Source organism: Kitasatospora purpeofusca, assembly GCF_034043715.1.
GTDB classification, from domain to species: Bacteria; Actinomycetota; Actinomycetes; order Streptomycetales; family Streptomycetaceae; genus Kitasatospora; species Kitasatospora purpeofusca_A.
In genome coordinates this window covers 40,042-63,588 of record NZ_JAXCLC010000036.1, presented here as the reverse complement: position 1 = coordinate 63,588, position 23,547 = coordinate 40,042, and the positions used below count along the sequence as shown (strand labels likewise).

Below are 23,547 nucleotides of genomic sequence, written 5' to 3'. Positions count from 1 at the left end.
GTCGGGCCCGTCAGGCCACCGCCTCCGCCGCCGCCCGGCCCGCCGCGCGGCCGGAGAACAGGCAGCCGCCGAGGAAGGTGCCCTCCAGGGCGTTGTAGCCATGGACGCCCCCGCCGCCGAACCCGGCGACCTCCCCCGCCGCGTACAGGCCGTCGACGGGCCGCCCGTCGAGTCCGAGGGCGCGGGAGTCGAGGTCGGTCTGGATGCCGCCGAGGGTCTTCCGGGTCAGGACGTGCAGCTTGACGCCGATCAGCGGGCCGGCCGCCGGGTCGAGGACGCGGTGCGGGGCGGAGGTGCGGCTGAGCCGGTCGCCCAGGTAGCGGCGGGAGTTGCGGATGCCCTGGATCTGGGCGTCCTTGCTGAACGGGTTGGCGATCTGGAGGTCCCGGGCCTCGATCTGGGCCCGCAGCACGGCCGGGTCGAGCAGCGGTTCGTCGGTCAGGCCGTTCATCTTCGCCACCAGTTCCTCCAGGGTGGCGGCGACGACGAAGTCCGCGCCGTTCCGCTTGAACGCCTCCACCGGCCGGGGTGCCCCGCTGCCGAGGAGGCGCTCGCGCAGGACGGCCTTGCGGTCACCGCTGGTGAGGTCGGGGTTCTGCTCCGAGCCCGACAGCGCGAACTCCTTCTCGATCATCCGCTGGGTGAGGACGAACCAGGAGTGGTCGTACCGCGCGATGTCCTCGGCGGTGCGGAGGTGCCTGAGCGTGCCCAGGGTGTCGTAACCGGGGAGGCAGGGCTCCGGCAGGCGCCGTCCGAGGGCGTCGAACCACAGCGGCGACGGGCCCGGGAGGATGCGGATCGCGTGTCCGGGCCAGAGCGGGTCCCAGTTCCGGATGCCCTCGGTGTAGTGCCACATTCGGTCCCGGTTGACCAGCCGCACCCCCGCGGCGGCGCTGATGTCGAGCATCCGCCCGTCCACGTACGCCGGGACGCCCGTGATCATGTTCTTCGGGGGCGTGCCCATACGCGCCGGCCAGTGGCGGCGCACGAGTTCGTGGTCGCCGCCGATGCCGCCGGTGGTGACGATCACGGCCTGGGCGGTGAGTTCGAACTCCCCGACCGGGTCCCGGTTGGAGGCGGCGCCGCGCGGTGCGGGGTCCGCCGCCAGCAGGGTGCCCCGCACGCCCGTCACCGCCCCGTCCCGGACCACCAACTCGTCGACCCGGTGGCGGTGGTGGAAGGTGAGCAGGCCGGTGGCGGCGGCCTGCCGGGCGTCCTGCACGAACGGGCCCACCACCCCGGTGCCGGTGCCCCAGGGGACGTGGAAGCGCGGCACGGAGTTGCCGTGGCCGTCCGCGCGCAGGTCACCGCGCTCGGCCCAGCCCACCAGCGGCGTCAGTTTGATCCCGCGCTCCGTGATCCAGGCGCGCTTCTCCCCGGCGGCGAAGTCCACGTAGGCGCGGGCCCAGCGCACCGCCCAGGAGTCCTCGTCGTCGAGGCGGTCGAAGCGGGCGCTGCCGCTCCAGTCGTTCCACGCCAGCTCGACGGAGTCCTTCACGCCGAGGCGCCGCTGTTCGGGGGAGTCGACCAGAAAGAGCCCGCCGAAGGACCAGTGGGCCTGACCGCCCAGATTGGCGGCGCCCTCCTGGTCCAGCAGCGCGACCCGCCGGCCCCGCGCGGTGAGCTCGCGCGCCGCGACGAGCCCGGCGAGTCCGGCTCCGACCACGATGACATCGGCGTCCATGACAGCACTCCATCCTTCGGACGACCGGCCGGTCCGGCCGGGGACACAGGGAAGACCAGGGAAGAGCAGGGAAGACCAGGAAGACAGGGACGAAGACGGGGAGGAAGGCGGGGAAGGCCGGGGACGCCCGTCAGCGGGGTGCGTCGGCGGACAGCAGGGCCAGCAGCAGCTGCCGGAGCCAGGTCCGGGCCCGTTCGACGTCGCGGTCCAGCAGGAGCTGGGTGGTGACACCGTCGTAGGCGGCGATCACCGCGTGGGCCGCGCTCTCGGCGCTCCCCAGCACCTCGGGCAGCGGGCGCTCGGCGGCCACCTCGGCCAGCCGTTCGGCGATCAGTTCCCGCAGCCGGCGGCGGTGCTCCAGCAGTGTCCGCGCCGTCCGGGGGTCCCGGGCGGCGGCGACGAGGAAGTCCGTCTTGATCAGCAGCCAGTCGCGTTCCAGCAGCAGCACCCCGGTCACCCGCTCGACCAGCGAGGCCACGTCGGTGTCCCCGGCCCTCGCCGCGAGCGCCCCGGTGACCTGGGCGGCGATCAGCTCGGCCCGCTCCTCGTACAGGACGAAGAACAGCTCCTCCAGGGTGTCGAAGTTCGAGTAGAAGGCGCCCCGGCTGTACCCCGCGGCCTCGCAGACCTCCTCGATCGACACCCGGCCGAACCCCTTGGCCGCGAACACGCCGAACGCGGCCTCCAGGAGTCGGGCCCTCGTCCGCGCCCTGCGCGCGGTCACCCGGACGCCGCCCGGCCCGGGTGCCGCCTCCGTCGCCGCCACAGCCCACCTCGATACATCAGCGCATCGGATACATCGGTGTATCCGTCGCCACCGTAGCGGAGACCCCGCCTGGTCCGATACACCTGTGCGGCGCGGTATCCGCACAGCCGAGCAGCACCGGGACGCCCGCACGCCGACACACCCGCGCGCCGGGTCCTCCGGTGGCCGGGGCGCGGATCCGTCGAAAGAATTTCCCGACCGGCTGTCGAAACGGACTCCCTCCGTTCGACGCAGGGGTGAGCGGCGGGGAGAAGCCCCGCCCGCACCGACGAGGAGTGAGCACCATGCCGCGCTTTATGAGCCTGATCCGCATCGACGAGCAGCAGTCCCAGAACTTCGAGACGGACCCCGCGTTCGAGGAGCGGATGGGGGCGCTGTTCGCGGAGATCACCAAGGCCGGGGTGATGCTGGACACCGCCGGACTGCTGCCCACCAAGGAGGGCACCCGGCTGCTCTGGGACGGCGGCAAGGTGAGCTGCACCGACGGACCGTTCACCGAGACCAAGGAGGTCGTGGGCGGCTACGCGATCCTCCAGTGCAAGGACATGGCCGAGGCCGTCGAGTGGACCCGGCGCTTCCTGGGGGTCCACCCGGAGAGCTGGACGGTCGGCGCCGAGCTGCGGCAGATCGACGAGGCCGCCACGCCGCCGGAGGCGTGACGGGCGGACGCGTGACGGGCAGGCGCGTGCCGAGCGGAGGCGTGCCGGGCGGACGGTTTGCCCGCGCGGGCGGCGGCTGCTCTGATGGGTGATCGTGACGGAGCGCGACGCGGGTGCGACGGAGACCCCCGGGGCGGACACGGCCGGGGTGGCCACGGCCGGAACGGACACGGCCAGGACGGACCCGGCCAGGACGGTCGAGGCCGTGTTCAGGATCGAGTCCGCCCGGATCATCGCGGGGGTCACCCGGATCGTGCGCGATGTCGGCATCGCCGAGGAGCTGGCGCAGGACGCGCTGGTCGCCGCCCTGGAGCAGTGGCCCGGGTCGGGCGTCCCGGACCGTCCTGGCGCCTGGCTCATGGCCACCGCCAAGCACCGCGCGGTCGATCTGGTCCGCCGCCGGGAGACGTACGCCCGCAAGCTCGCCGAGGTCGGGCGGGCCCTGGAGGACGTCCCGCCGCCGGAACCGGCCGGTCCGGACGACATCGACGACGACCTCCTGCGGCTGATCTTCACCGTCTGCCACCCGGTGCTGTCCGCCGAAGCCCGGATCGCGCTGACGCTGCGGCTGCTCGGCGGGCTCACCACGGCGGAGATCGCCCGGGCCGTGCTCTCCTCGGAGCCGACGGTCGCCCAGCGGATCGTCCGCGCCAAGCGGACGCTGGCGCAGGCCCGGACACCCTTCGAGGTCCCGTACGGGGCGGAGCGGGCGGCCCGGCTCTCCTCCGTCCTGGAGGTCATCTATCTGATCTTCAACGAGGGGTACTCGGCCACCGCCGGGGACGACCTGCTGCGGCCGGCGCTCTGCGAGGACGCGCTGCGCCTGGCCCGGGTACTGGCCGCGCTGATGCCCGGGGAACCCGAGGCGCACGGGCTGGCGGCGCTGCTGGAGCTCCAGGCTTCCCGGACGGCTGCCCGGACCAGCCCCGACGGCCGGCCCGTGCTGCTCGCCGACCAGAACCGGGCGCGCTGGGACCGGCTGCTGATCCGGCGCGGGCTCGCCGCCCTGCTGCGGGCGGGCACCGGCCCGTACTCGGTCCAGGCGGCGATCGCCGCCTGCCACGCGCGGGCCGTGCGCTACGAGGACACCGACTGGCACACCATCGCCACCCTCTACGGGCGGCTGATGGCGCTGACGCCGTCCCCGGTGGTCGAGCTCAACCGGGCCGTGGCGCTGTCGATGGCCGAGGGTCCGGCGGTCGCGCTGGAGGTGGTGGACGCGCTGGCCGAGGAACCGGCGCTGCGCGGGTACCACCTGCTGCCCAGCGTCCGGGGAGACCTGCTGGCCCGGCTGGGGCGGGGCGCGGAGGCGCGGGCGGAGTTCGAGCGGGCGGCCGGGCTGACCCGCAACGAGCGGGAGCGGGAGCTGCTGCTCACGCGCGCGGCGGAGGCGGGACGGGGCGGGACAGGCGGGCCGAAGGGTCAGGGATGAGGGATGAAGCCGGGTACCGAGGACGACGGGGGTGTCCTCGGTACCCGGCGGCTCAGAGGGCGTCGTCGAGACGGAGGCGGGCGCTGACCTGGCCGAGGCCGTCGGCGAGGACGGCGAGCTGCTCCCTGCTGAGCACGTCGATCAGCAGTTCGCGGACCAGCGCGACATGGCCGGGGGCGGCCTCGCGCAGCATCTCCTGCCCCTGGTCGGTGAGTTCGGCGAAGACACCGCGCACATCGCTCGGGCAGGAGCGCCGGCCGACCAGCCCCGCCTTCTCCAACTGGGTGATCTGGTAGGTCAGGCCGCTCTTGGAGGTGACGAGCTTGTCCGCCAGTTCGGTCATACGCAGCGAGCCGGCCGGGGCGGCGGAGAGGTGGACGAGGATCTCGTACTGGGTGTGGGAGAGACCGGAGTCCTCCTTGAGCTGGCGTTCCAGGCGGCGGTTGAGGAGGTTGCTCGCGGTGACGAAGCTCCGCCAGGCAGCCATCTCCTCCTCGTCGAGCCAGCGGGGCTCGTACGGGGAGGCGGCGGAGGGGGGCGCCGAAGGTGCGGACGAGGTGGAGGGCATGGAGTGATCGTACTCCTATTGTTCAAATTCGAACGAAGGTGTACGGTCGAACCCGTGCAGAGTTCAAATTTGAACTACTTGCCCGGACCGCCTTCCACGCAGCACGCCGAGCAACCGAGCACGCCGAGCACGCCGAGCAACCGAACACCCCGAGGGCCGGAGGAGAAGAACCGCCATGAGTACCGCCGCAACCGGCCGCATGCCCGCCCTCTACCTGTCGCACGGCGCGCCGCCGCTCGCCGACGACCCCGTCTGGCCCGGCCAGCTGGCCGCCTGGTCCGCCGACCTGCCCCGGCCCAGGGCGATCCTGATGGTCTCCGCGCACTGGGAGGAGGCCCCGCTCGCACTCGGCGCCGTCACCACCGTGCCACTCGTGTACGACTTCTGGGGCTTCCCCGAGCACTACTACCGCGTCCGCTACGCCGCCCCCGGCGCACCGGAGCTCGCCGAGCGGGTGCGGAAGCTGCTGCGCGCCCCCGGCACGCCTGTCCAGGACATTCCCGACCGGGGCCTCGACCACGGCGCCTACGTCCCGCTGGTGGAGATGTTCCCGGAGGCGGACATCCCCGTCCTCCAGGTCTCCATGCCGACCCTCGACCCGCAGCGGCTGTTGGAGATCGGCCGCCGGCTCGCCCCGCTGCGCGACGAGGGCGTGCTGATCGTCGGCAGCGGCTTCTTCACCCACAACCTGCGGGCGCTCAGCAGCGACGGCCGGATCACCTCGGTGATGGCCGAGTTCGACGACTGGGGCCGGCGGGCGCTGGCGGCCCAGGACCTCGACGCGCTGCTCGACTTCGAGGAGAAGGCGCCGGCCGGCCGGCTCGCCCACCCCCGGACCGAGCACTTCGCCCCGCTGTTCGTCACCCTCGGTGCCGCCGAAGGTGAACTGGACCGCCAGCGCACCGTGATCGACGGCTTCTGGATGGGCCTGGCGAAGCGCTCGATCCAGGTCGGCTGACCCGGCCTGACCCGGCCTGACGCGGGCCGGCGCGGACCGGCCCCGTGGACACGCGGGCGCGTGGGGCGGTGGACGGCGAGGCCCGTGTGACGGTGTGGCCCGTCTGGCGGTGGGCACGTGAGACGGTGGGGCGATGACCGACCATCAGATGAACGGCGCCGCCGTCCGGGCCGCGCTCGGCGAGGCGACGGCCGTGCTGGGGCCCGCCGCCGAAGCGGGCGGCCCGGACTGGGACGCGCCCGCCGGACCGCTGGAGTGGAGCTGCCGGGACACCGCCGCCCACATCGCCCACGACCTGCTCGCCTATGCCGGACAGCTCGCCGCCCGGCCCGCCGACCGCTATCTGCCGCTGGACCTCACGGTGCGGCCGGACGCCGGACCTGCCGAGGTGCTCACCGTGGTCACGGCCGCCGCGCAGCTGCTGGCCACCGCCCTGGACGCGGCGCCGCCCGGGCTGCGGGCCTGGCACTACGGGCCGTGCGACCCGGCCGGCTTCGCCGCGATGGGTGTCACCGAGACCCTGCTGCACACCCACGACATCACCCTCGGGCTGGGCCTGGACTGGCGGCCCCCGGAGCGGCTCGCGGCGGCGGCGCTCGCCCGGCTCTTCCCCGAAGCGCCCGCCGGGGAGCCGGTGGACGTGCTGCTCTGGTGCACCGGCCGGGGCGAACTCGACGGCCGCCCGCGCCGGACCTCGTGGACCTGGCGGGCGGCCGTCGAATAGCCGACCGGGGCGGCGTGCGGCCGCTCAGGCGGTGACGGCCCGCTCGGCGGCGCCGCGCTCCACGCAGAACTCGTTGCCCTCGATGTCGGTGAGGGTCACCCAGCCCGTGCCGTCGGGTCGGCGGTGGTCCTCGAACGGCTTCGCGCCCAGGGCGACGAGGCGCTCCACCTCCTCGTCCCGGGTGCGGTCCTTCGGCGCGAGGTCGAGGTGGACCCGGTTCTTGACCTCCTTGCCCTCCTCGACCCGGATGAAGAGCAGGGAGACGCTCTCCGAGTTGACCTCGATCTCCGAGTCACCGGGGGCGTCGCCCTCGCCCAGGGCGCCGTCCACCACCTCCGCCCAGAAGACGGCGAGGGCGTGGGGGTCGGCGCAGTCGAACGTCACATGTCGCACAAGAGAAGCCATGCGCCCACTGTGGCTCGTCGGGCCCCTCTCGTCCAACCGGGTTTCGCGGCCGCCGGCGGTGGCCCGGCGGCCGCTCCGGAGCGCCTACTTGAGGCCCTCCCAGCCCCAGCGCGGGGTGGGGCCCGGGTCACCGAGGTCGGTGCCGGCCGGCGAGGCCGAGACGTCCCTGGCGATCCGGGTCCCCCAGTCGAAGTACTCCAGGACACGCCGGCGCAGCAGTTCACCCTCGGGGAGTTCCTTGTGCACGGCCTCGGCCATCAGCTCCATCCAGCGGGTGCGCTGCTCCTCGGTGATGGCGAGGCCGAGGTGGGCGCGGAGCAGGGACTGGTGGCCTCCGAGGTCGGTGGTGAACCGGTCCGGCCCGCCGAAGATCTCGGCCAGCCAGACGGCCACGTGCTCGATGTGGGTGGGCGTGAAGTCGGCGAAGACCGGCGCGAGCAGGGGGTCGGCGAGCACGCCCTGGTAGAAGGTGTCGCTCAGTCTCCGGAGGGCGTCGAGGCCCCCGATCGCGTCGTAGAGGCCGTCGGAACGGTGGTCGGTCATCGGTGTTTCTCCCCGTGCGGATGTCCTTGCGGTCCTGCCGCCCTTCCTAGCAGCGGAACGGAGGCCGCGCCTCCCCCACGGCCCCTGTTCGCCGCCGGCTCAGCAAGAGGAAGTCCCGGCTCCGGCTCGCGCCCACTGCCAGGACCCGTCCTGGACCCCGTCGTTCACGGAACGGCGCTTGACCTTGCCACCGGCGTCAGGGTCGCAGGCTTGCGGGCATGAACGGAACGACGGGAACGGACGAGGCTGTGGCAGGGCGAGGACGGGGGGTGGTGGTCACCGGCGCGGGGACCGGGATCGGGCGGGCGACGGCGTGGGCCTTCGCCGAGCAGGACCCGCGGGCGCGGGTGGTGGCGGTCGGCCGACGGGCCGAACCGCTGGCGGGGACGGCGGAGCGGGCGCCGGGGCGGATCGTGCCGCTGGTCGCCGACGTCACGGCGTCGGACGGCCCGGCGGCGGTCGTCCGGGCCGCGCTGGAACGGTTCGGCCGACTGGACGTCCTGGTCAACAACGCGGGCATCGCCCCGCACGCGACGCTCGGCGGTTACACCCCGGAGGGCATCGGCACGCTGCTGGCGACCAATCTGACGGCGCCCGTCCTGCTGACCCAGGCCGCGCTGCCCGCGCTCACCGCCGGCCGGGGTGTGGTCGTCAACGTCAGCACGGCCGTCGGCCTGCGCGGCTGGCCCGGCAACTCCGTCTACGCCGCGAGCAAGGCCGCCGTCGACACCCTGACCCGCAGCTGGGCGGTGGAACTGGCCCCGCGCGGCATCCGGGTGGTGGCCGTGGCGCCCGGCGCGATCGAGACACCGATCGCCGACCACGCCGGGATCGGCCCCGAGCAGCGGGCCGCGCTGCGCGCCTGGCAGCTCGCGCACACCCCGCTGGGCCGGATCGGCGAGGCCGCCGAGGTGGCCTGGGCCGTCACACAACTCGCCGCGCCCCAGGCCTCCTTCGTCACCGGCGTAGTCTTGCCGGTGGACGGGGGCGCCGTGGTCGGATGAGCGCCGGGGAAGGACGGGGGCCGCGCAGGTGCGGATCGGCGAGCTGGCGCGGGCGACGGGGACCACCGCCCGGGCACTGCGGCACTACGAACAGGCCGGACTGATCGGCTCCGGGCGGGCCGCCAACGGCTACCGAGTGTACGAGGAGTCGGCGGTGACCCGGGTGCGCAACATCCGCTCGCTGCTGGAGGCCGGGTTCACCCTGGAGGACGTCCGGCCGTTCCTCGGATGCCTGGACCAGGAGGCGTTCGGGCCGCCGTCGGCCGGCGCGCTGCGGATCGCCCGGGACCGCCTGGCGGTGCTGGAACGCCGGATCGCCGCCCAGGCCGAGACCCGGGACAGGCTCGCCGCGGCGATCGCCGGCGCCGAGGCCGCCGCGGCCGCTACCGGGGCGGCCCCGGCTCCTTACGGGTGACACCCCCGATCGGGGGTGTGCAGGGGGCGGTGGGCGGAGGACAGTGGGCGCATGCAGATTCCACTCTCCGTGATGGACTTCCTCGACCGGGCCGAGCTGGTCTACGGCGACCGGGTCGGCATCGTCGACGAATCGGCGCAACCGGCCGAGTACTGGGGCGATCTGACGTACCGACGGGTGGCCGAACTGGCCCGGGCGCAGGCGGCCGGGCTGGACCGGCTCGGGGTCGGCCCCGGCGAGCGGGTGGCGGTCGTGTCGCACAACTCGGCGCGGCTGCTCACCTCGATGTTCGGGGTCAGCGGGCACGGCCGGGTGCTGGTGCCGGTGAACTTCCGCCTCAAGGCGGAGGAGGTGTCGTACATCGTCGAACAGAGCGGCGCCTCGGTACTGCTGGTCGACCCGGAGCTGGCCGAACCGCTGGCCGGGGTGGTCGCCAAGCACAAGTTCGTGATCGGCGCGGACAGCGACCGGCTGCTGTACGACTTCGAGCACGCGCCCCGCCGGTACCCGGTCGACGAGAACGACACCGCCACCGTCAACTACACCAGCGGAACCACCGCGCGCCCCAAGGGCGTCCAGCTCACCCACCGCAACATCTGGCTGAACGCGAACCTGATGGCCCTGCACTTCGGGGCGAGCGACCGGGACGTCTACCTGCACACCCTGCCGATGTTCCACGCCAACGGCTGGGGCCTGCCGTTCTCGCTCACCGGACTCGGCGCCCGGCACGTGGTGCTGCGGAAGGTCGACGGCGCGGAGATCCTGCGCCGGGTCGAGCGGCACGGCGTGACCTTCCTGTGCGGCGCGCCGGCCGTGGTGCAGATGGTGCTGGACGCGGCGGCCGAGTGGGAGGGGCCGGTCCCCGGCCGGGACCGGGTCCGGATGGTGGTGGCCGGAGCGCCGCCGCCCACCTCGGTGGTGCAGCGGATGGAGTCCGAACTCGGCTGGGAGTTCATGCAGATCTACGGTCTGACCGAGACCTCGCCGGTGGTGACGGTCAACCGCACCCGGGCCGAATGGGACGAACTGCCCGCCGAGCGGCGGGCCGAGAAGCTGGTGCAGGCCGGCGCCCCGGCGCTCGGCAACCAGGTCCGGGTGGACGAGCAGGGCGAGGTGCTGGTCCGCTCCAACGTCGTCCTGGAGGGCTACTGGCAGCAGCCGGAGGCCACCGCCGAGGCAGTCCGGGACGGCTGGTTCCACACCGGCGACGGCGGCACCCTGACCGACGGCTACCTGACCATCTCGGACCGGAAGAAGGACGTCATCATCAGCGGCGGGGAGAACGTCTCCTCGATCGAGGTGGAGGACTGCCTCTACGACCACCCGGCGGTGGCCGAGGCCGCGGTGATCGGCGTACCGGACGCCAAGTGGGGCGAGACGGTCAAGGCCCTGGTGGTACTGAAGCCGGGCACCGAGGTCGGCGAGGCGGACCTCATCGCGCACTGCAAGCAGCGGCTGGCCGGCTACAAGTCGCCCACCTCGGTGGAGTTCCGGGAGTCCCTGCCGCGCACGACCACCGGGAAGCTGCAGAAGTTCCGGCTCCGCGAGCCCTACTGGGCGGGCCGCGAGCGCCGCGTCAACTGACCGCTCCGGGAGTGGCGTTCAGTGCCGCGTTCAGCACGGCGTTCAGTCCAGCAGCCCGGACAGCCGGGCGGCGAGCGCGAGTTCGGTGCGGTTGCGGACGCCGAGCTTGTGCATCGCGCTCTTCAGGTAGCCCGTCACCGTGTTGCGGGTGAGGCCGAGCTGGGCGGCGATCTCCGGGTTGGTCCGGCCGGTCGCCGCCCAGCGGAGCACCTCGTGCTCGCGCCGGGTGAGCGGCGGGGCGGGGTTCGGGGCGCGCCCCGGGGCGGGCGGGGCCGGCCGGGCGGGCGGTCCCGGTCTTCGCGGCGCGGGATCGGCGGCCGGCGCTCCGCACCAGGCGGCGGCCCCGGCCAGGGCGCGGGTGGCGGCCTCGGCGAGCCTGGCCACCGCGCCGATCCGGACGTCCCCGAACGACACCACCGCGCGCAGCGAGGCGTACACCACGCCGTGCACCGCGCCGTGGTGGAGCAGCGGCACGGTGAGCATCGCGTAGAGGTCCTCGGCGGTGACGGCGGCGTCGTAGTGGTGCGAGATGGTGGTGGCCGCGCGGTAGTCGGGCACCCAGTTGGGCGCCCGCTCGGCCAGCGCCAGGCCGCCGAGGCCGGTCCCGGCCGGCACGGCGAGGCCGTGCAGCAGTTCCGCCCGGGTGCCGTACCAGTGCCGCAGCACCATCCCCTCGGTGCCCGGCCCGGCCCCTCCCCGGTCCGGTACGCCGACCAGGCCGACGTCGGCGCCGCAGTCGGCGACCACCCGGCGGGCGAGGTCGCCGAGCACGGCGGCCCGGACCAACTCGGCGGCCCGGGCGGCGAGGTCGTCCGGCGCGGCGAGGTCGTCCGGCGCGGCGGGGCCGTCCGGCGCGGGCACGCCGTTCCTCGGTGCACCGTTCTTCGGTGCACTGCTCGTCGGCGGGCCGCTCGTCGGCGGACCACTCGTCGGCGGACCACTCGTCGGCGGGCCCGGGGCGGTCGGGGCGGTCGTCACCGCGCGATTGTCACACGGGCTCCCGCCCGTGGGGAGGGGTGCGGAGCGCTGGTCCGGTGGAGTACCGGGCACGGGCGCGCCGGGCGGCGTAGGGTGCGGGCCCGAGGTTACCGGCGGGTCACCAGGGGTGGCGCGCCGCAGTGTGTTCCAGGTTTCCGAACTCGCGAGAGGGAGATCCATGACGGACCCGAACGTTCCCGGGAAGTCGTCCGTGCTGACCGGACTGCTGGCCGACCTGCGCGCCGAGAGCGAGGTGCTGGACGGGCTCGTCGCCGCTCTGGCGCCGGACGGCTGGGCGCTGGACACGCCCGCGGCGGGCTGGACGGTGGCCCATCAGATCGCCCACCTGGCCTGGACGGACGACTGGTCCGAGCTGGCCGCGCGCGACCCCGGGGCCTTCGTCGCGGACTCCCGCCGGATCTTCGGCGAACTGCTGGCGGCCGGCACGGACCCGGTCGAGGACGGTGCGGCGCACGGGGCCGCCGAGCAGCCGGCCGCACTGCTGACCCGCTGGCGGACCGGCCGGGAGCGGCTCGCGACGGCTCTCGCGGCGGTGCCGCCGGGGACCAGCCTGCCGTGGCTGGGCCCGCCGATGAAGGCCGCGTCGATGGCCACCGCCCGGCTGATGGAGACCTGGGCGCACGGGCAGGACGTCGCGGACGCGCTCGGCGCCGTCCGGGAGCCGAGTGCCCGGCTGCGGCACGTCGCGCACCTGGGCGTGCGGACCCTGGGGTTCGCGTTCACGGTGCACGGACTGCCCGCTCCGCAGGCCCCCGTGCGGGTCGAACTGACGGCACCGGACGGCGGGTTGTGGACCTGGGGCCCGGAGGGGGCGACGGACCGGGTGGGCGGTCCGGCGCTGGACTTCTGCCTGCTGGTCACCCAGCGCCGGCACCGGGACGACCTCGCACTGACCGCCGTCGGCGAGGTGGCGACGGCCTGGCTGCCGATCGCCCAGGCCTTCGCGGGCCCGCCCGGGAAGGGACGGCGGAGCGGATTCTCCCTTTAGCAGATCAATCGTCAAATACCCTCGCCAGAACGGTAAACCACACGTTCCAGCGATATACAGAGTTCGTCGGCGAATGATGGAATCCGGCTATGAAGCGAATGAACCCGAGGCGCACCGCCCTGGCCGGCTCCGTCGCCCTGCTCGCCGTCGGCGGTCTCCTGGCCGCCTCCGCCCAGGCCGCGTTCGCGCTGCCCCCGGGACCGGCCGCGGCGGTCGCGGCGGCCCAGGTCCGGGCGGGGACGCCGGCCGCGCATCAGGTGGTCACCTTCTTCGAGGAGTACCGGCGGGCGGTCCTGGGTACCAGCGGCGAGCAGCCGTCCGAGGTACGCAAGCGTTTCCTCCTCCCGGCCCTCGACCACCGGCTGGACGTCTGGGCGCAGGAGCACGACGCCGATCCGGTGTTCCGCGCCCAGAACGTCCCGGTGGACTGGTCCGTCCAGCAAGTGAAGGAGGAGTACGGGTACGCCTCCGTCCGGCTCACCGAGTTCTGGGGCGGGGGCGGCAGCCAGGAGGTCTGGTTCACCGTGCGGGTGCGTGATCTGAGGATCGTCGAGCTCAACGACCAGCCCGCCTTCTGAGCAGGCCGCCTTCTGATCAGGCCATCTTCTGATCAGGCCATCTTCTGAGCAGGCCATCCAGTGACCAGGCCGCTTTCTGACCGGCTCGCCTTCTGACCGGTCGGATCCGGTCACCGGTCCCCCATGAACTCCGGCGCGGCGCAGGCACCCCCACGACTGCGCCGCGCCGGTCATCCGCGCGCGGTCATCTGGACCAGGGGGCGACGCCGAGCCGGCCGGTGGTGCCGAGGTCGAGATCGGCCGGGACGGTCAGCCGGGGGCGGCCCGGCAGCGGGGCCACGTCGAGGTAGCGGCCGTTGCCGGGAGCCTGGTTGCCCGCCGCCACGGTGTTGCGCCAGACCAGCTGGAACTCGGCGTACTCGAGGGGCTGCAGGGTCAGCGGCTTCGGGGCCGCGTCGAAGTTCGCCAGGGTGGCGATGCCCGCCGAACCGCGCTTGACGGTGACGGCGAGCGGGGCGCGTTCGGCGTCCAGGACCCGGACGGCGGGGTGGCCGTTGAGGCTGTAGGGGCGGGTGCCGCAGTTGGTCAGCCGGACCGGCATCACCCGCAGGCCCGACGCGGCATCGGCCTCGCCGACGGTCAGGGCGACGCCTTCGGGCGAACAGGTACCCACCGGGGCGGCGGTCGGCGCGGTGCCCGCGCCCGGCCTGGGAACCGGCGCGACGGGCCCGGGGTCGATCCCGGCGACCGTGGGTGGAACGGGGGTGGGTACCACCGGGAGGGGCGCGTCGCCGATGCTGCGCGCGGGGACCGGCGCTCCCCCGCCCGCCCCGGTCGCCGGGGTGCTGCCGCATCCGGCCGTCACGAGCACACCCGCCACGAGCAGCAGCCCCACCCGGACGGAGGTCCGGGTGGCGACGGTGCGCGGGGGTGGGGTCGGCGACGGCGTCGATTCCATGGGGACGATCATGGCACGAGCCGATCCGGCGCCGTCACAGCCCGATCCGCAGCGGGGCGAGCCGGGTGGCGACCAGATTGGTGGCGCCCCGGTCCCGTTCGATGTGCCCGTGGACCAGCAGTCCGGCCCGGTCGAGGGCGGTGCGGCGCTGGGACTCCCAGACCGGCCGGCTGCAGATCACGTTGATCAGCCCGGTCTCGTCCTCCAGGCTGAGGAAGAGCACTCCGCCCGCCGTCGGCGGCCGCTGCCGGTGGGTGACCAGGCCGCCGACCACCACCGCCGCCCCGTCCGGCAGGTCCGGGAGCCGCTCCGCCGGGAGCGCGCCGCCGCGGTCCAGATGGGCGCGCAGGTGCTGGAGCGGGTGGCTGGTCGCGGACGTCCCGGTGGCCCAGAGGTCGGCGATGGTCTCCTCGATCGGGGTCATCGCGGGCAGGTCCGGCGCCTCGGTGCCGGGCGTCGTGCCCGGGATGAGGTCCGCCGAGACGCCCGCGAACGCGCCCGCCGCCCAGAGCGCCTGCCGCCGTCCGAGCCCGAAGCAGCCGAACGCGCCCGCCGCGGCCAGCGCCTCCAGGCCCGGCGCCGGCAGGCCGGTCCGGCGGGCGAAGTCCTCCAGGTCCGCGTACGGGCGCCCGGCCGCGATCGCCTCGGCCTGCGCGCTGCCGATGCCGCGCACGGTGTCCAGGCCGAGCCGGATCGCGGGCTGCGGCAGGCCCGCGGTCAGCGGCGGCGCGGGCGTAGGCCCCCGGTACGGCTCCAGGGTGGGCGCGGGGCCACTGGCGTTGACGTCCACCCCGCGCACCCGCACGCCGTGCCGCCGGGCGTCCGAGATCAGGCTGAGCGGCGAGTAGAAGCCCATCGGCTGGTTGGCCAGCAGGGCGCAGGTGAAGGCCGCCGGATAGTAGTACTTGAGCCAGGCGCTGGCGTACACCAGGTAGGCGAAGCTGATCGCGTGGCTCTCCGGGAAGCCGTAGTTGGAGAAGGCCTCGATCTTCAGATAGACGTCCTCCGCCACCTCCTGCGGGATGCCCCGCTCGGCCATGCCGCCCAGCAGCCGTTCCCGCAGCCGGGCGACCCGTTCGTGGGAGCGCTTGGCGCCCATCGCCTGGCGCAGCCGGTCCGCCTCGGCGGGGGTGAACCCGGCGCAGTCGATGGCGAGTTGCATCATCTGCTCCTGGAACAGCGGCACCCCCAGAGTCTTGCCGAGCGCGTTCTCCATCAGCGGGTGCGGGCAGCCGGCCGGCTCCACCCCGGCCCGGCGGCGCAGGTAGGGGTGGACGGAGCCGCCCTGGATCGGGCCGGGTCGGATCAGCGCGACCTCCACCACCAGGTCGTAGAAGTGGTCCGGCTTGAGGCGGGGCAGGGTGGCCATCTGGGCACGCGACTCGACCTGGAAGACCCCGACCGTGTCGGCCCGCCGCAGCATCGCGTACACGCCCGCGTCGTCGTCCGGGATGGTCGCCAGGTCGTAGTGCCGACCGTGGTGGCGCGCGACCAGGTCGCAGGTGTCGTGCAGCGCGGCGAGCATGCCGAGGCCGAGCAGGTCGATCTTGACGAGTCCGGCGCCGGCCACCGACTCCTTGTCCCACTGCAGCACGGACCGCCCCGGCATCCGGGCCCACTCGGTCGGGCAGATCTCGGCGATCGGCTCCCGGGTGAGCACCATGCCGCCCGAGTGGATGCCCAGGTGGCGCGGCAGTCCGTGGAGTTGTCCGGCGAGGGAGAGCACGTCGGCAGGGATGACGGCGTCCTCGCCGGGCGGCGAGCGGAAGTCCGCCTGCCGGCTGAACGCGTCGACCTGCCCCTGCGGGTAGCCGAGCACCCGGGCGGCGTCGCGCAGCGCCAGCCGGGGCCGGTAGGTGATCACATTGGCCACCTGGGCGGCGTGCTCGCGCCCGTACCGGCGGTAGACGTACTGGATGACCTCCTCGCGGCGGCGGTTCTCGATGTCCAGGTCGATGTCCGGCGGCCCGTCCCGGGCGGTGGAGAGAAAGCGTTCGAAGAGCAGCTTGTAGTGCACCGGGTCGACGGCGGTGATCCCGAGCGCGAAGCAGACCGCCGAGTTCGCCGCCGAGCCGCGCCCCTGGCACCAGATGTCCTCGCGGCGGCAGAAGTCGACGATGTCGTGGACGATCAGGAAGTAGCCGGCCAGGTCGAGGTCCTCGATGACGTCCAGCTCGCGGGCGAGTTGGCGGCGGGCCGGACCGTTCGCCGGTCCGAACCGGGCCGGGCCGCCCTCGGCGACCAGCGCGCGGAGATGGCCGATCTCGGTGCGGCCGGGCGGGACGGGGTAGCCGGGCAGCTCCGGGTCCAGGGTCGCGAAGTCGAAGGCGCAGGCGCGGGCGAGGTCCACAGTCGCCTCCCGGACGCCGGGGAAGCGGGCCAGCCGGGCCGCCATCTCCCGGCCGGAGCGCAGGTGGGCGGTACCGGCGGCCCGCGTCCAGCCCGCCGCCCCGGCGAGGGTGCGGCGGTCGTGCAGGGCGGCCAGGCCCTGGGCGAGGCGGCCCTGGGCGGGGCTCGCGTGGTGGGCGTTGGTGGAGGCGACGGCGGTCAGCCGCAGCCGGGCGGCGAGCGCGGCCAGGGCGTCGTTGCGCAGGTCGTCGCCGGGGAGCCACTGGTCGATCAGCTCGACGTGGACGTTGTCGCGGCCGAACGCCTCGGCGAGGGCGCCGAGTTGGCGCTCGGGGTCGAGGCCGGGGGCGGCGGGAGCGCCGTCGTGGTCGACCGCGGTGGCGGCGGCCAGGGCGGCCGGGACGCGGCCGAGGCGGCATCCGGTGAGCACCGCCCAGTGGCCGCCGTGCGCGTCGGCCAGCGCGGCGAAGTCGTAGACCGGACTCCCCTTGGCCCCGCCCGCGAGTTGGGCCGCACCGATGACGGCGGAGAGGCGGCGGTAGCCCTCGGGGTCGCGGGCCAGCACGAGCAGGTGCTCGACACCGCCACCCGTCTCCTGGCGGAGCGTCAGTTCCGCGCCGAAGACAGTCGCCACGCCCGTGCCCCGAGCCGCCTCGGCGAACCTGACCACTCCGTAGAGGCCGTCGTGGTCGGTGAGCGCGAGTGCCTCGACCTCCAGTCGGGCGGCCTCGGCGACCAGCGCCTCGGGGTCGCTGGCGCCGTCCAGGAAGCTGAAGGCGGAGTGGACGTGCAGCTCGGCCCAGGCGGGCCCGGCGGAGGCGGCCGGCTCGGCGGGACGGTCGGGGGCGGCGGGACGGCCGGAATCGGCGGGACGCGCGGGGTCGGCAGGAGGCGTGGGGTCGGCGGCCTCGGCGGTCGGGCCCGGGCGCAGCGGCACGACCTCGCCGCCGGCACCGGCGGCCATGCGCCGGTGCAGCTCGCTCCAGGGGACGGAGGGATGACTGGTGAATCCCATCGGGGTGGTGCCTTCGATCTCTCGTTCGTTCTCCAGTCCCCCCGCTCGGACGGCCGTGTCGTCCGCGCCGCCCCCGCCCGGGTCGTCCGGGCCCTCAGTCGTACCCAGCCTCGACGAACCAGGTGCCCCCCTCCACCGTGAGCAGCAGCGCCCGCCCGCCCGCCACCGTCACCTGGAAGCGGGCCCGGCGGCGGGCCCGGGCCTGGTCCCACCAGTACTCGACCGCCGGCCAGGGCCCGGTCCAGCCCTCCACCGGCAGCTCCCGCCCGCGCACCGCCACGGTGGACGGCCGGGCCGACACCCCCGCCCGGCCGTCCACCGTCACCGGCCGCCCGTCCGCGTCCAGGACCGTCGCCGGCACCGGGACCCGGTGCACGACGGACGGCCAGACGTCCCGCAGCCCGCCGACCCGGCCCGGCCACGGCGCGTCGGCGGGCACCGCCGGGTCGTACGGCTCGCCCCACGGCACCCGGACCGCCTGGTCGTCCGGTCCCCGTCCGCCGGCCGGTTCGATCCGGCGCAGTCCGGCATGCCCGAGCACCGCCTGCACCCGGGCCACCGCACGCTCCACCCGGTCGTCGGCCACCGCCTGGCCCCAGAGGGCGAGTTGGCGGCCCTGGTCGGGGGTGAGGTCGTCGGGGACGAGGCGCAGCGCGGTGAAGCCGCCCGGCTCGGGGCCCGCGCCGGGGTGGTCCGCACCGGAGTGGTCCGCACCGGGGTGGCCCTCCCCGGGGCGACTCTTCCCGGGGCGGTCGAACGTGCCGGTGCTCTGCCAGGCCTGGAGCTGCCAGCGGACCCGTTCGGCGAGCGCCGTCGCCGAGAGCCGGCCCTCGTGCCGCCACAGCCGGGCGACCGTCCGGCCGTCCGCGCACACCACCTCGACGGCGACCCGCTGGCAGGTCAGCCCCGCCCCGGCGAGCCGCTGATGCAGCCGCTCGGCCAGGGTCCGGGCGACGAACACCAGTGGTTCGGCGAGCGGCTCCGGCGGATCGAAGCGCTGCTCGACGGAGAGGTCCGGGCCCTCGGTACGCGGCACCAGCGGGCGCGGTTGCAGCCCCCGGGCCAGCCGGTGCGCCGTCGCACCGGCCGGGCCGAAGCGGTCGGCCACCGACTCGGCGGGCAGCGCGGCGAACGCCCCGACCGTGGGCAGGCCCAGCCGGTCCAGCAGTTCGGCCAGCCCGGCGTCACCGAGCGCGGCCACCGGGTAGGGCGCGAGGAACTCCGCCGTCCGCCCGGCGGGGACCAGCACCCCGGCCCGGGCGGCGAGCACGGCGGCGAACAGGCCGTCGGCCACCCCGACCAGGCCGAGGGGCGGCACGACCGCAGGAGCCGCAGGCGCTCCGGGTACTCCAGGCGCTCCAGGTACTCCGGGTACTCCGGGTACTCCGGGCGCCGGTCCGGAGGGAGGCGCCGACGGATAGACGGGCGGGCGCGCGAAACCGCCCCGGGCGCCGTCCCGGGCGGGCGGCGCGGCGGAGAACAGCTCCTCCGCGCCGGCCGTCCGCCGCCGGGCCCCGGCCCGCTCGGCATCGGCGGGGTGCGCGGGGGCGGTGGGACGCAGGGGAACGACCTCGGCCAGGCCGTCCCCGTCACCGCCACGGTCCCTCGCCGCACCCGCGACAGCCGCCGCCTCCGCGTCCGCCGGCTGCTCCTGGGGCCCGACGACCGCCGCCGTCACGTCCTCCGCGACCGCCGCCGCCGACACCGCCGACACCGCCAGGGCAGCCGTGACCGCCGCCCGGACCTTCGCCGCCAGGGCCTCCTCCCCGCCGAAGTAGCGGGCCGGCCCCTTCACCGGGATCGCGCACAGCCCCGGGCGCAGCACCTCCACCCGAGGGGTGAACGACTCCACCGCGGCGGCCACCGGTTCGAACCGCCGGGCTTCCGCCTCCGGGTCCCGGTCCCGCAGTTCCAGCGCCGGGCAGAGCCGCTGGGCCAGCTTGAGCCGCTGCCCCTGCCGCACCCCGGCCGCCCGGGCCGCCGCCGAACAGGCCAGCACCCGGCCGCCCTCGACCACCGCCACCGGGACGTCCCGGTCCTCCCCCGGACGTTCCACGGCCGCCACCGGCCAGTCCGGACACCACACCACCAGCACCCGGGGGGTGACCGCGCCACTCGCCGCGCCACTCGTCCCGGGGGAGCCGGCGACCTCTCCGCCGGTCAACTCGCACCACTCATCTCGGACCACTCATCTCAGACCACCGCCATACGGTCGAGACCCGTCCCGGGCCCCGCCACCGCGTCCTCCCCCACCACGTCCGCCCCCACCACGTCCACCGTCCCGGCGCCGACCGTCTCCTCCACGGTCCGCACCGCACCGTGCGCGTCCGGCAGCCAGAGCCTGGCCGCCCGCCCGCGCACCGCCGAGCCGCGCCCCTCGGCCACCACCTCCACCTGCCGTCCGGTGAGCTGCCCGTGCCCGTTCCCCAGCCCGAACCAGCGTCCGGCCCGCACCCCCAGCCGCAGTCCGGCCCCCGGCCACGGCCCGGCCACCAGCAGCACACAGCCGCTGCGCCGCAGTACGGCGGCCAGGCGGGCGGCCAGGTTCGGCGGGACCGGGCCGTCCGGGCGCAGCATGACCAGTTCGACGGCGCCCGCCAGCACCGACACCACCTCGGCCCAGTGCGGGCCGGGATCGTCGGCCACCAGCAGCCGTCGCAGGTCCAGCCCGTACCCGGCGGCGGCGGCCAGTCCGAGGTCGGGCAGCCCGACCGCCGCCGCCCATCCGCCGTCGGTCTCCCGCACCCCGGCGGCCAGCGCCAGCAGCAGCCCCGCGTCCCCGTCGGCCACCGACACCGCCGTCCCCCGCCTCAGCCCGCCCTCCGGCAGCACCCCGCGCAGGGCGGGGACCACCGGCAGCAGCCCCCGGCCGGGGGCGGCCGGCGACGCCACCGGTCGGAGCGCGGGCTGACGCTCGACGGTGGATTCGAAAACAGATTCGATAACGGGCACACCCCCAGGATCGAACATCTGTTCGTAAAGATTCAAGTCCGAATCCTCGCCCCACCCGTCACCCTCCGTGTGCCCGGCTCGGGACGGCTGCCACTGGAACAGGCCGGCCGCCCCCGTCCGCGCCGCCGAACTCCCGTCGCCCCACGCCGAGAACAAGCTCACCGAGGACGCGGCCGAGGCGCGGAGCGCCGAGTGTGCAACGTCCGGTTTCCTACTGCGGGCGAGGGCACGCGTCGGCGCTCACACCTCGACGACGGCGGGACACCCGGGGCCGCACCGAGAAGATGCCGGGTTCGGTGGGGTCCGGCCGGCCGCAACGCCCGGGCCCGTAACCGGATGGGTCGAACATATTCGGATTCGCAGGCGCCGAACGTGGTCGCGCTGCTACTTTCCGCTCATGGCAGACTTCAACGGCATCGCTCAGGCCTTCGTGAGCCACTACTTCGGATCCTTCGACGACTACGCCGCGCGGGACCACCTCGCGAGCCTCTACCGGCCGGAGTCGATGCTCACCTGGGAGGGCAGCCAGTCCCAGGGCGCGAACGGCATCCTCGACCAGCTCAAGAAGCCCGAGCTGAAGGTCGTCAAGCACCGGGTCACCTCGGTGGACTCGCAGCCCGGCGCGAACAACAGCGTCGTGGTCCTCGTCACCGGCAGCCTCGTCCTCGACAACGCCTTCGACAGGCCGCTGCAGTTCACCCAGGCTTTCACCCTGGCCCCGATCCCGGGCCAGTCCGGCGGCTACTTCATCTACAACCAGATCTTCCGCCTCCTCCTCGGCTAGCCGACCAGGCCCCGGGTGCCCGCTGCCGCGACCGGCAGCGGGCACCTGCGTCCCCCCACGCCCGGACCGGGCCGGGCCGGATCACGACAAGGACGCGACATGCTGACACTGCGCGAGCTGACCGGTCACGACACCGACGCCGTCCGCCGCGTCTACACCGGCCGAGCGGTCGCCGACCTGTGGTTCGGACAGATGACCTCCGCCCAGGCCCGCGACTACGTGCGCGAAGCCGCCGACAGCAGCCGGAGACACCCCCGCACCCTGCACGTGCTCGGCATCGACCTGGACGGTGACCTGCTCGGCATCGTCCGGCTCCGGAGCACCGGCAGCACCGGCCACCTCGCCTACATCCTGCGCGAGGACGCCTGGGGCCACGGCTACGCCACCGCCGCCGTGCGTCTCCTGCTGACCGGCACCACGGTCCGGCGGATCACCGCCGAGCACCGCGTCGGAAATCCCGCCTCGGGCCGCGTGCTCACCAAGGCCGGCTTCGTCCGGACGAGCACGACCGCCGAGCTCGTGCGCTACGAGATCATCCCCTCGGAGCCGGCCGCCACAAAGTGGAACGGGTCCGTGAGGGCCTCGGTGGCAGTCGTCGGAGGTCACTGAGACGGCTCGAACCTCGGCGGAACGGGACATCCCTCATCGCGGCCGCTACGACGCGGCCGGCCCGGCCTCCGTCCGGCGGCCTGCGTTCAGTGGGCGGCCGCGAAGTGGGCGAGGGTCTCCGCGAGTTGGGAGTGCCGGGGCTCGGGCAGGTCGTCCGGGGCGAACCAGTCGAGGGCGTCGAACTTGTGCGGCTCCCCGATGACGACCCGCGCGGGGTCCACCTCGACGGCGAACAGGACCGCGACCCAGTGCGAGACCGGGTCGCCGCGCAGGATGTTGCGCACACCCAGGGTCTCGATCGCCAGGGCCTCGGTGCCGTACTCCTCCAGGACCTCGCGCCGCACGGCCGACTCGAAGGACTCGCCGTGCTCCAGCGCCCCCGCCCCGGTGTCCCAGGTACCCGGCTCGTCCCGGGCGCCGGCGCTGCGCCGGGCCAGCAGGACGCGGCCGTTGCCGTCGTGGCAGACGAAGACGCAGGACACCGTGGGGGCGGTGAGCGCCCGTTCGGCGGGGCGTCCGGTCGGGGCGGGGTTCATACGGTGGTTCCTCCGGTGTCGGACTCGGGCGGAAGCAGTTGAGAGCGGCCGAGAGCGGCCGAGAACAGTCGAAAGCAGCTCTGCCTGCTCAGAAGTGGTCGAGCAGCTCGCGGAAGGCACGCAGGTGCAGCACCGCCTCGTCGGCCGGGTCCAGCTCGCTGTGCTCGAGCACCCAGGTGTGGTCGTTGGGGATGAAGACGGCGTTCATGCCCGCGGCCCGCGCCGGCAGGATGTCCGACTTCGGCGAGTTGCCGATCATCCAGCTGCCGGCGGGGGTGAGACCGTGCGCCGCCACGAAGCCCCGGTAGGTCGCGGTGTCCTTCTCCTCGACGATCTCGATCGCCCGGAAGTGGTGCGCCAGCCGGGAGGCGTCGATCTTGCGCCGCTGCTCCTCCGGGTTGCCCTTGGTCAGCATCAGCAGGGTGTGCCGGCCGCCGAGGACGGCGAGGGTCTCGGCGACGTCCGGGATGAGCTCCACCCGGTGGTCGGCCAGGACGGCGGCCAGCTCCTCGATCTCGGCGAGCTCCTGGCCGGTGGCGGGCCTGCCGCGCAGCTTCTCGACGCAGTCGCCGAGGCTGCGCAGCAGCATCCGGCTGCCGTAGCCGTGGGTGACGGCGTTGGCCCGCTGGACGTCGTCGAGCACGGCCCGCAGCCCGGCCCGGTCGAGCGTGGGGTGCCGGAGCCAGTCCAGGTAGTCGTGGATGACGCGCTCGAACAGCACGTTGTTCTCCCACAGCGTGTCGTCCGCGTCGAAGACGAGTACCTGCCCGTTGCGCTGCATCGAAGCCCCCGAGGATCACCTGACCGGTCGTCCGCGACCCTAATCGGAACCGCGGCCGCCCGCCTCGGATTTTTCCGGTCCACCGGAAGCCCGCCGGAGGCGCCCGGATGTCCCCGGAGGCCGCCCGTGCCCGCCCGGGGCCTCGCCCTGGTGACATGTCGACAGTACCCCGCGCATAGAGTGGCCACCGTCCGTCCACGGAGGGGTTGACGGACCGTCGGGGTATCCGGAAGGGAGCTTTCGGTGCCCACGCCAAGTCGGTGTTTAGTCCCGACTGGCAGGGTCGGTCGGCGCGACCGAGGCCCGACCCGGGGCC

At 74.5% G+C, this 23,547-nt stretch carries 23 protein-coding genes; 11 read left to right on the top strand and 12 right to left on the bottom strand.

Annotated features, from left to right (window positions below):
• Nucleotides 1-10 precede the first annotated feature (10 nt).
• Nucleotides 11-1,915, bottom strand: coding sequence for an FAD-binding dehydrogenase (locus SM793_RS19915; RefSeq protein ID WP_320439571.1), 1,905 nt, complete (start codon nt 1,913-1,915; stop codon nt 11-13).
• The gene (locus SM793_RS19910) at nt 1,815-2,450 is read right to left on the bottom strand and encodes a TetR/AcrR family transcriptional regulator (RefSeq protein WP_320439570.1); all 636 of its coding nucleotides are present in this window, start codon (nt 2,448-2,450) and stop codon (nt 1,815-1,817) included. Before SM793_RS19910 ends, SM793_RS19915 begins: the two co-directional genes overlap by 101 nt.
• Nucleotides 2,451-2,734: 284 nt before the next feature.
• Here SM793_RS19910 and SM793_RS19905 point away from each other — a divergent pair, with 284 nt between their 5' ends.
• Together SM793_RS19905 and SM793_RS19900 are read left to right on the top strand one after the other, a co-directional pair.
• On the top strand, nt 2,735-3,109 hold the full coding sequence (locus SM793_RS19905; RefSeq protein WP_320439569.1) for a YciI family protein: 375 nt from the start codon (nt 2,735-2,737) through the stop codon (nt 3,107-3,109).
• Nucleotides 3,110-3,257: 148 nt separating this feature from the next.
• Nucleotides 3,258-4,541: an RNA polymerase sigma factor gene (locus tag SM793_RS19900; protein WP_320439591.1), complete on the top strand. Its 1,284-nt coding sequence runs from the start codon at nt 3,258-3,260 to the stop codon at nt 4,539-4,541.
• A gap of 52 nt (nt 4,542-4,593) precedes the next feature.
• Here the strand turns inward: SM793_RS19900 and SM793_RS19895 are convergent, their stop codons facing one another.
• Entirely contained in the window at nt 4,594-5,109 is a 516-nt protein-coding gene (locus SM793_RS19895) for a MarR family winged helix-turn-helix transcriptional regulator (RefSeq protein ID WP_320439568.1), read from the bottom strand.
• Between the two features lie 175 nt (nt 5,110-5,284).
• Here SM793_RS19895 and SM793_RS19890 point away from each other — a divergent pair, with 175 nt between their 5' ends.
• Complete coding sequence (locus SM793_RS19890) at nt 5,285-6,067, top strand: class III extradiol ring-cleavage dioxygenase (RefSeq protein ID WP_320439567.1); 783 nt, start codon at nt 5,285-5,287, stop codon at nt 6,065-6,067.
• 133 nt (nt 6,068-6,200) lie between these two features.
• Nucleotides 6,201-6,791, top strand: coding sequence for a maleylpyruvate isomerase N-terminal domain-containing protein (locus SM793_RS19885; RefSeq protein WP_320439566.1), 591 nt, complete (start codon nt 6,201-6,203; stop codon nt 6,789-6,791).
• A 24-nt stretch (nt 6,792-6,815) separates the two neighbouring features.
• Here the strand turns inward: SM793_RS19885 and SM793_RS19880 are convergent, their stop codons facing one another.
• Nucleotides 6,816-7,196, bottom strand: a complete 381-nt coding sequence (locus SM793_RS19880) for a VOC family protein (protein ID WP_320439565.1) — start codon at nt 7,194-7,196, stop codon at nt 6,816-6,818.
• 84 nt (nt 7,197-7,280) lie between these two features.
• The gene (locus tag SM793_RS19875) at nt 7,281-7,739 is read right to left on the bottom strand and encodes a group II truncated hemoglobin (protein ID WP_320439564.1); all 459 of its coding nucleotides are present in this window, start codon (nt 7,737-7,739) and stop codon (nt 7,281-7,283) included.
• A 218-nt stretch (nt 7,740-7,957) separates the two neighbouring features.
• Between SM793_RS19875 and SM793_RS19870 the strand changes: the two genes are divergently transcribed.
• From SM793_RS19870 to SM793_RS19860, 3 genes are read left to right on the top strand one after another with little or no spacing between them, the layout of a single operon-like run.
• On the top strand, nt 7,958-8,743 hold the full coding sequence (locus SM793_RS19870; RefSeq protein WP_320439563.1) for an SDR family oxidoreductase: 786 nt from the start codon (nt 7,958-7,960) through the stop codon (nt 8,741-8,743).
• Between the two features lie 28 nt (nt 8,744-8,771).
• Complete coding sequence (locus tag SM793_RS19865) at nt 8,772-9,158, top strand: MerR family transcriptional regulator (protein ID WP_320439562.1); 387 nt, start codon at nt 8,772-8,774, stop codon at nt 9,156-9,158.
• Between the two features lie 51 nt (nt 9,159-9,209).
• Complete coding sequence (locus SM793_RS19860; RefSeq protein WP_320439561.1) at nt 9,210-10,742, top strand: AMP-binding protein; 1,533 nt, start codon at nt 9,210-9,212, stop codon at nt 10,740-10,742.
• 42 nt (nt 10,743-10,784) lie between these two features.
• Here SM793_RS19860 and SM793_RS19855 read toward each other — a convergent pair whose 3' ends face one another.
• Nucleotides 10,785-11,603: a helix-turn-helix transcriptional regulator gene (locus tag SM793_RS19855; protein WP_320439560.1), complete on the bottom strand. Its 819-nt coding sequence runs from the start codon at nt 11,601-11,603 to the stop codon at nt 10,785-10,787.
• Nucleotides 11,604-11,898: 295 nt separating this feature from the next.
• Here SM793_RS19855 and SM793_RS19850 point away from each other — a divergent pair, with 295 nt between their 5' ends.
• Both SM793_RS19850 and SM793_RS19845 read left to right on the top strand, forming a co-directional pair.
• On the top strand, nt 11,899-12,729 hold the full coding sequence (locus SM793_RS19850) for a TIGR03084 family metal-binding protein (RefSeq protein WP_320439559.1): 831 nt from the start codon (nt 11,899-11,901) through the stop codon (nt 12,727-12,729).
• 89 nt (nt 12,730-12,818) lie between these two features.
• The gene (locus SM793_RS19845) at nt 12,819-13,307 is read left to right on the top strand and encodes a hypothetical protein (protein ID WP_320439558.1); all 489 of its coding nucleotides are present in this window, start codon (nt 12,819-12,821) and stop codon (nt 13,305-13,307) included.
• A gap of 184 nt (nt 13,308-13,491) precedes the next feature.
• Here SM793_RS19845 and SM793_RS19840 read toward each other — a convergent pair whose 3' ends face one another.
• The 4 genes from SM793_RS19840 to SM793_RS19825 all read right to left on the bottom strand — a co-directional run bounded on the left by SM793_RS19840 (nt 13,492) and on the right by SM793_RS19825 (nt 20,521).
• Entirely contained in the window at nt 13,492-14,205 is a 714-nt protein-coding gene (locus SM793_RS19840) for a DUF4232 domain-containing protein (RefSeq protein WP_320439557.1), read from the bottom strand.
• Between the two features lie 34 nt (nt 14,206-14,239).
• Nucleotides 14,240-17,569: an error-prone DNA polymerase gene (locus SM793_RS19835; RefSeq protein WP_320439556.1), complete on the bottom strand. Its 3,330-nt coding sequence runs from the start codon at nt 17,567-17,569 to the stop codon at nt 14,240-14,242.
• Between the two features lie 94 nt (nt 17,570-17,663).
• Nucleotides 17,664-19,733 (bottom strand): DNA polymerase Y family protein, encoded by a 2,070-nt coding sequence (locus SM793_RS19830; RefSeq protein WP_320439555.1) that lies wholly within the window; start codon nt 19,731-19,733, stop codon nt 17,664-17,666.
• A 29-nt stretch (nt 19,734-19,762) separates the two neighbouring features.
• Nucleotides 19,763-20,521 carry a hypothetical protein gene (locus SM793_RS19825; RefSeq protein ID WP_320439554.1) on the bottom strand — a complete coding sequence of 253 codons (759 nt, stop codon included), beginning with the start codon at nt 20,519-20,521 and terminating at the stop codon, nt 19,763-19,765.
• Between the two features lie 397 nt (nt 20,522-20,918).
• Here SM793_RS19825 and SM793_RS19820 point away from each other — a divergent pair, with 397 nt between their 5' ends.
• Together SM793_RS19820 and SM793_RS19815 are read left to right on the top strand one after the other, a co-directional pair.
• Nucleotides 20,919-21,305 carry a nuclear transport factor 2 family protein gene (locus SM793_RS19820; RefSeq protein ID WP_320439553.1) on the top strand — a complete coding sequence of 129 codons (387 nt, stop codon included), beginning with the start codon at nt 20,919-20,921 and terminating at the stop codon, nt 21,303-21,305.
• 99 nt (nt 21,306-21,404) lie between these two features.
• Entirely contained in the window at nt 21,405-21,914 is a 510-nt protein-coding gene (locus SM793_RS19815) for a GNAT family N-acetyltransferase (RefSeq protein WP_320439552.1), read from the top strand.
• An 86-nt stretch (nt 21,915-22,000) separates the two neighbouring features.
• On the opposite strand, the gene SM793_RS19810 is transcribed toward SM793_RS19815, so the two are convergent.
• Nucleotides 22,001-22,450 (bottom strand): NUDIX domain-containing protein, encoded by a 450-nt coding sequence (locus SM793_RS19810; RefSeq protein WP_320439551.1) that lies wholly within the window; start codon nt 22,448-22,450, stop codon nt 22,001-22,003.
• Nucleotides 22,451-22,538: 88 nt separating this feature from the next.
• On the bottom strand, nt 22,539-23,231 hold the full coding sequence (locus SM793_RS19805) for an HAD family hydrolase (RefSeq protein ID WP_320439550.1): 693 nt from the start codon (nt 23,229-23,231) through the stop codon (nt 22,539-22,541).
• Nucleotides 23,232-23,547 lie beyond the last annotated feature (316 nt).

Coding starts and splice junctions, on each gene's coding strand:
- SM793_RS19875 (WP_320439564.1), bottom strand. CDS start 7,739: ATGACCGACCACCGTTCCGACGGCCTCTACGACGCGATCGGGGGCCTC.
- SM793_RS19845 (WP_320439558.1), top strand. CDS start 12,819: ATGAAGCGAATGAACCCGAGGCGCACCGCCCTGGCCGGCTCCGTCGCC.
- SM793_RS19815 (WP_320439552.1), top strand. CDS start 21,405: ATGCTGACACTGCGCGAGCTGACCGGTCACGACACCGACGCCGTCCGC.
- SM793_RS19805 (WP_320439550.1), bottom strand. CDS start 23,231: ATGCAGCGCAACGGGCAGGTACTCGTCTTCGACGCGGACGACACGCTG.
- SM793_RS19870 (WP_320439563.1), top strand. CDS start 7,958: ATGAACGGAACGACGGGAACGGACGAGGCTGTGGCAGGGCGAGGACGG.
- SM793_RS19860 (WP_320439561.1), top strand. CDS start 9,210: ATGCAGATTCCACTCTCCGTGATGGACTTCCTCGACCGGGCCGAGCTG.
- SM793_RS19895 (WP_320439568.1), bottom strand. CDS start 5,109: ATGCCCTCCACCTCGTCCGCACCTTCGGCGCCCCCCTCCGCCGCCTCC.
- SM793_RS19835 (WP_320439556.1), bottom strand. CDS start 17,569: ATGGGATTCACCAGTCATCCCTCCGTCCCCTGGAGCGAGCTGCACCGG.
- SM793_RS19890 (WP_320439567.1), top strand. CDS start 5,285: ATGAGTACCGCCGCAACCGGCCGCATGCCCGCCCTCTACCTGTCGCAC.
- SM793_RS19820 (WP_320439553.1), top strand. CDS start 20,919: ATGGCAGACTTCAACGGCATCGCTCAGGCCTTCGTGAGCCACTACTTC.
- SM793_RS19880 (WP_320439565.1), bottom strand. CDS start 7,196: ATGGCTTCTCTTGTGCGACATGTGACGTTCGACTGCGCCGACCCCCAC.
- SM793_RS19885 (WP_320439566.1), top strand. CDS start 6,201: ATGACCGACCATCAGATGAACGGCGCCGCCGTCCGGGCCGCGCTCGGC.
- SM793_RS19850 (WP_320439559.1), top strand. CDS start 11,899: ATGACGGACCCGAACGTTCCCGGGAAGTCGTCCGTGCTGACCGGACTG.
- SM793_RS19905 (WP_320439569.1), top strand. CDS start 2,735: ATGCCGCGCTTTATGAGCCTGATCCGCATCGACGAGCAGCAGTCCCAG.
- SM793_RS19840 (WP_320439557.1), bottom strand. CDS start 14,205: ATGGAATCGACGCCGTCGCCGACCCCACCCCCGCGCACCGTCGCCACC.
- SM793_RS19810 (WP_320439551.1), bottom strand. CDS start 22,450: ATGAACCCCGCCCCGACCGGACGCCCCGCCGAACGGGCGCTCACCGCC.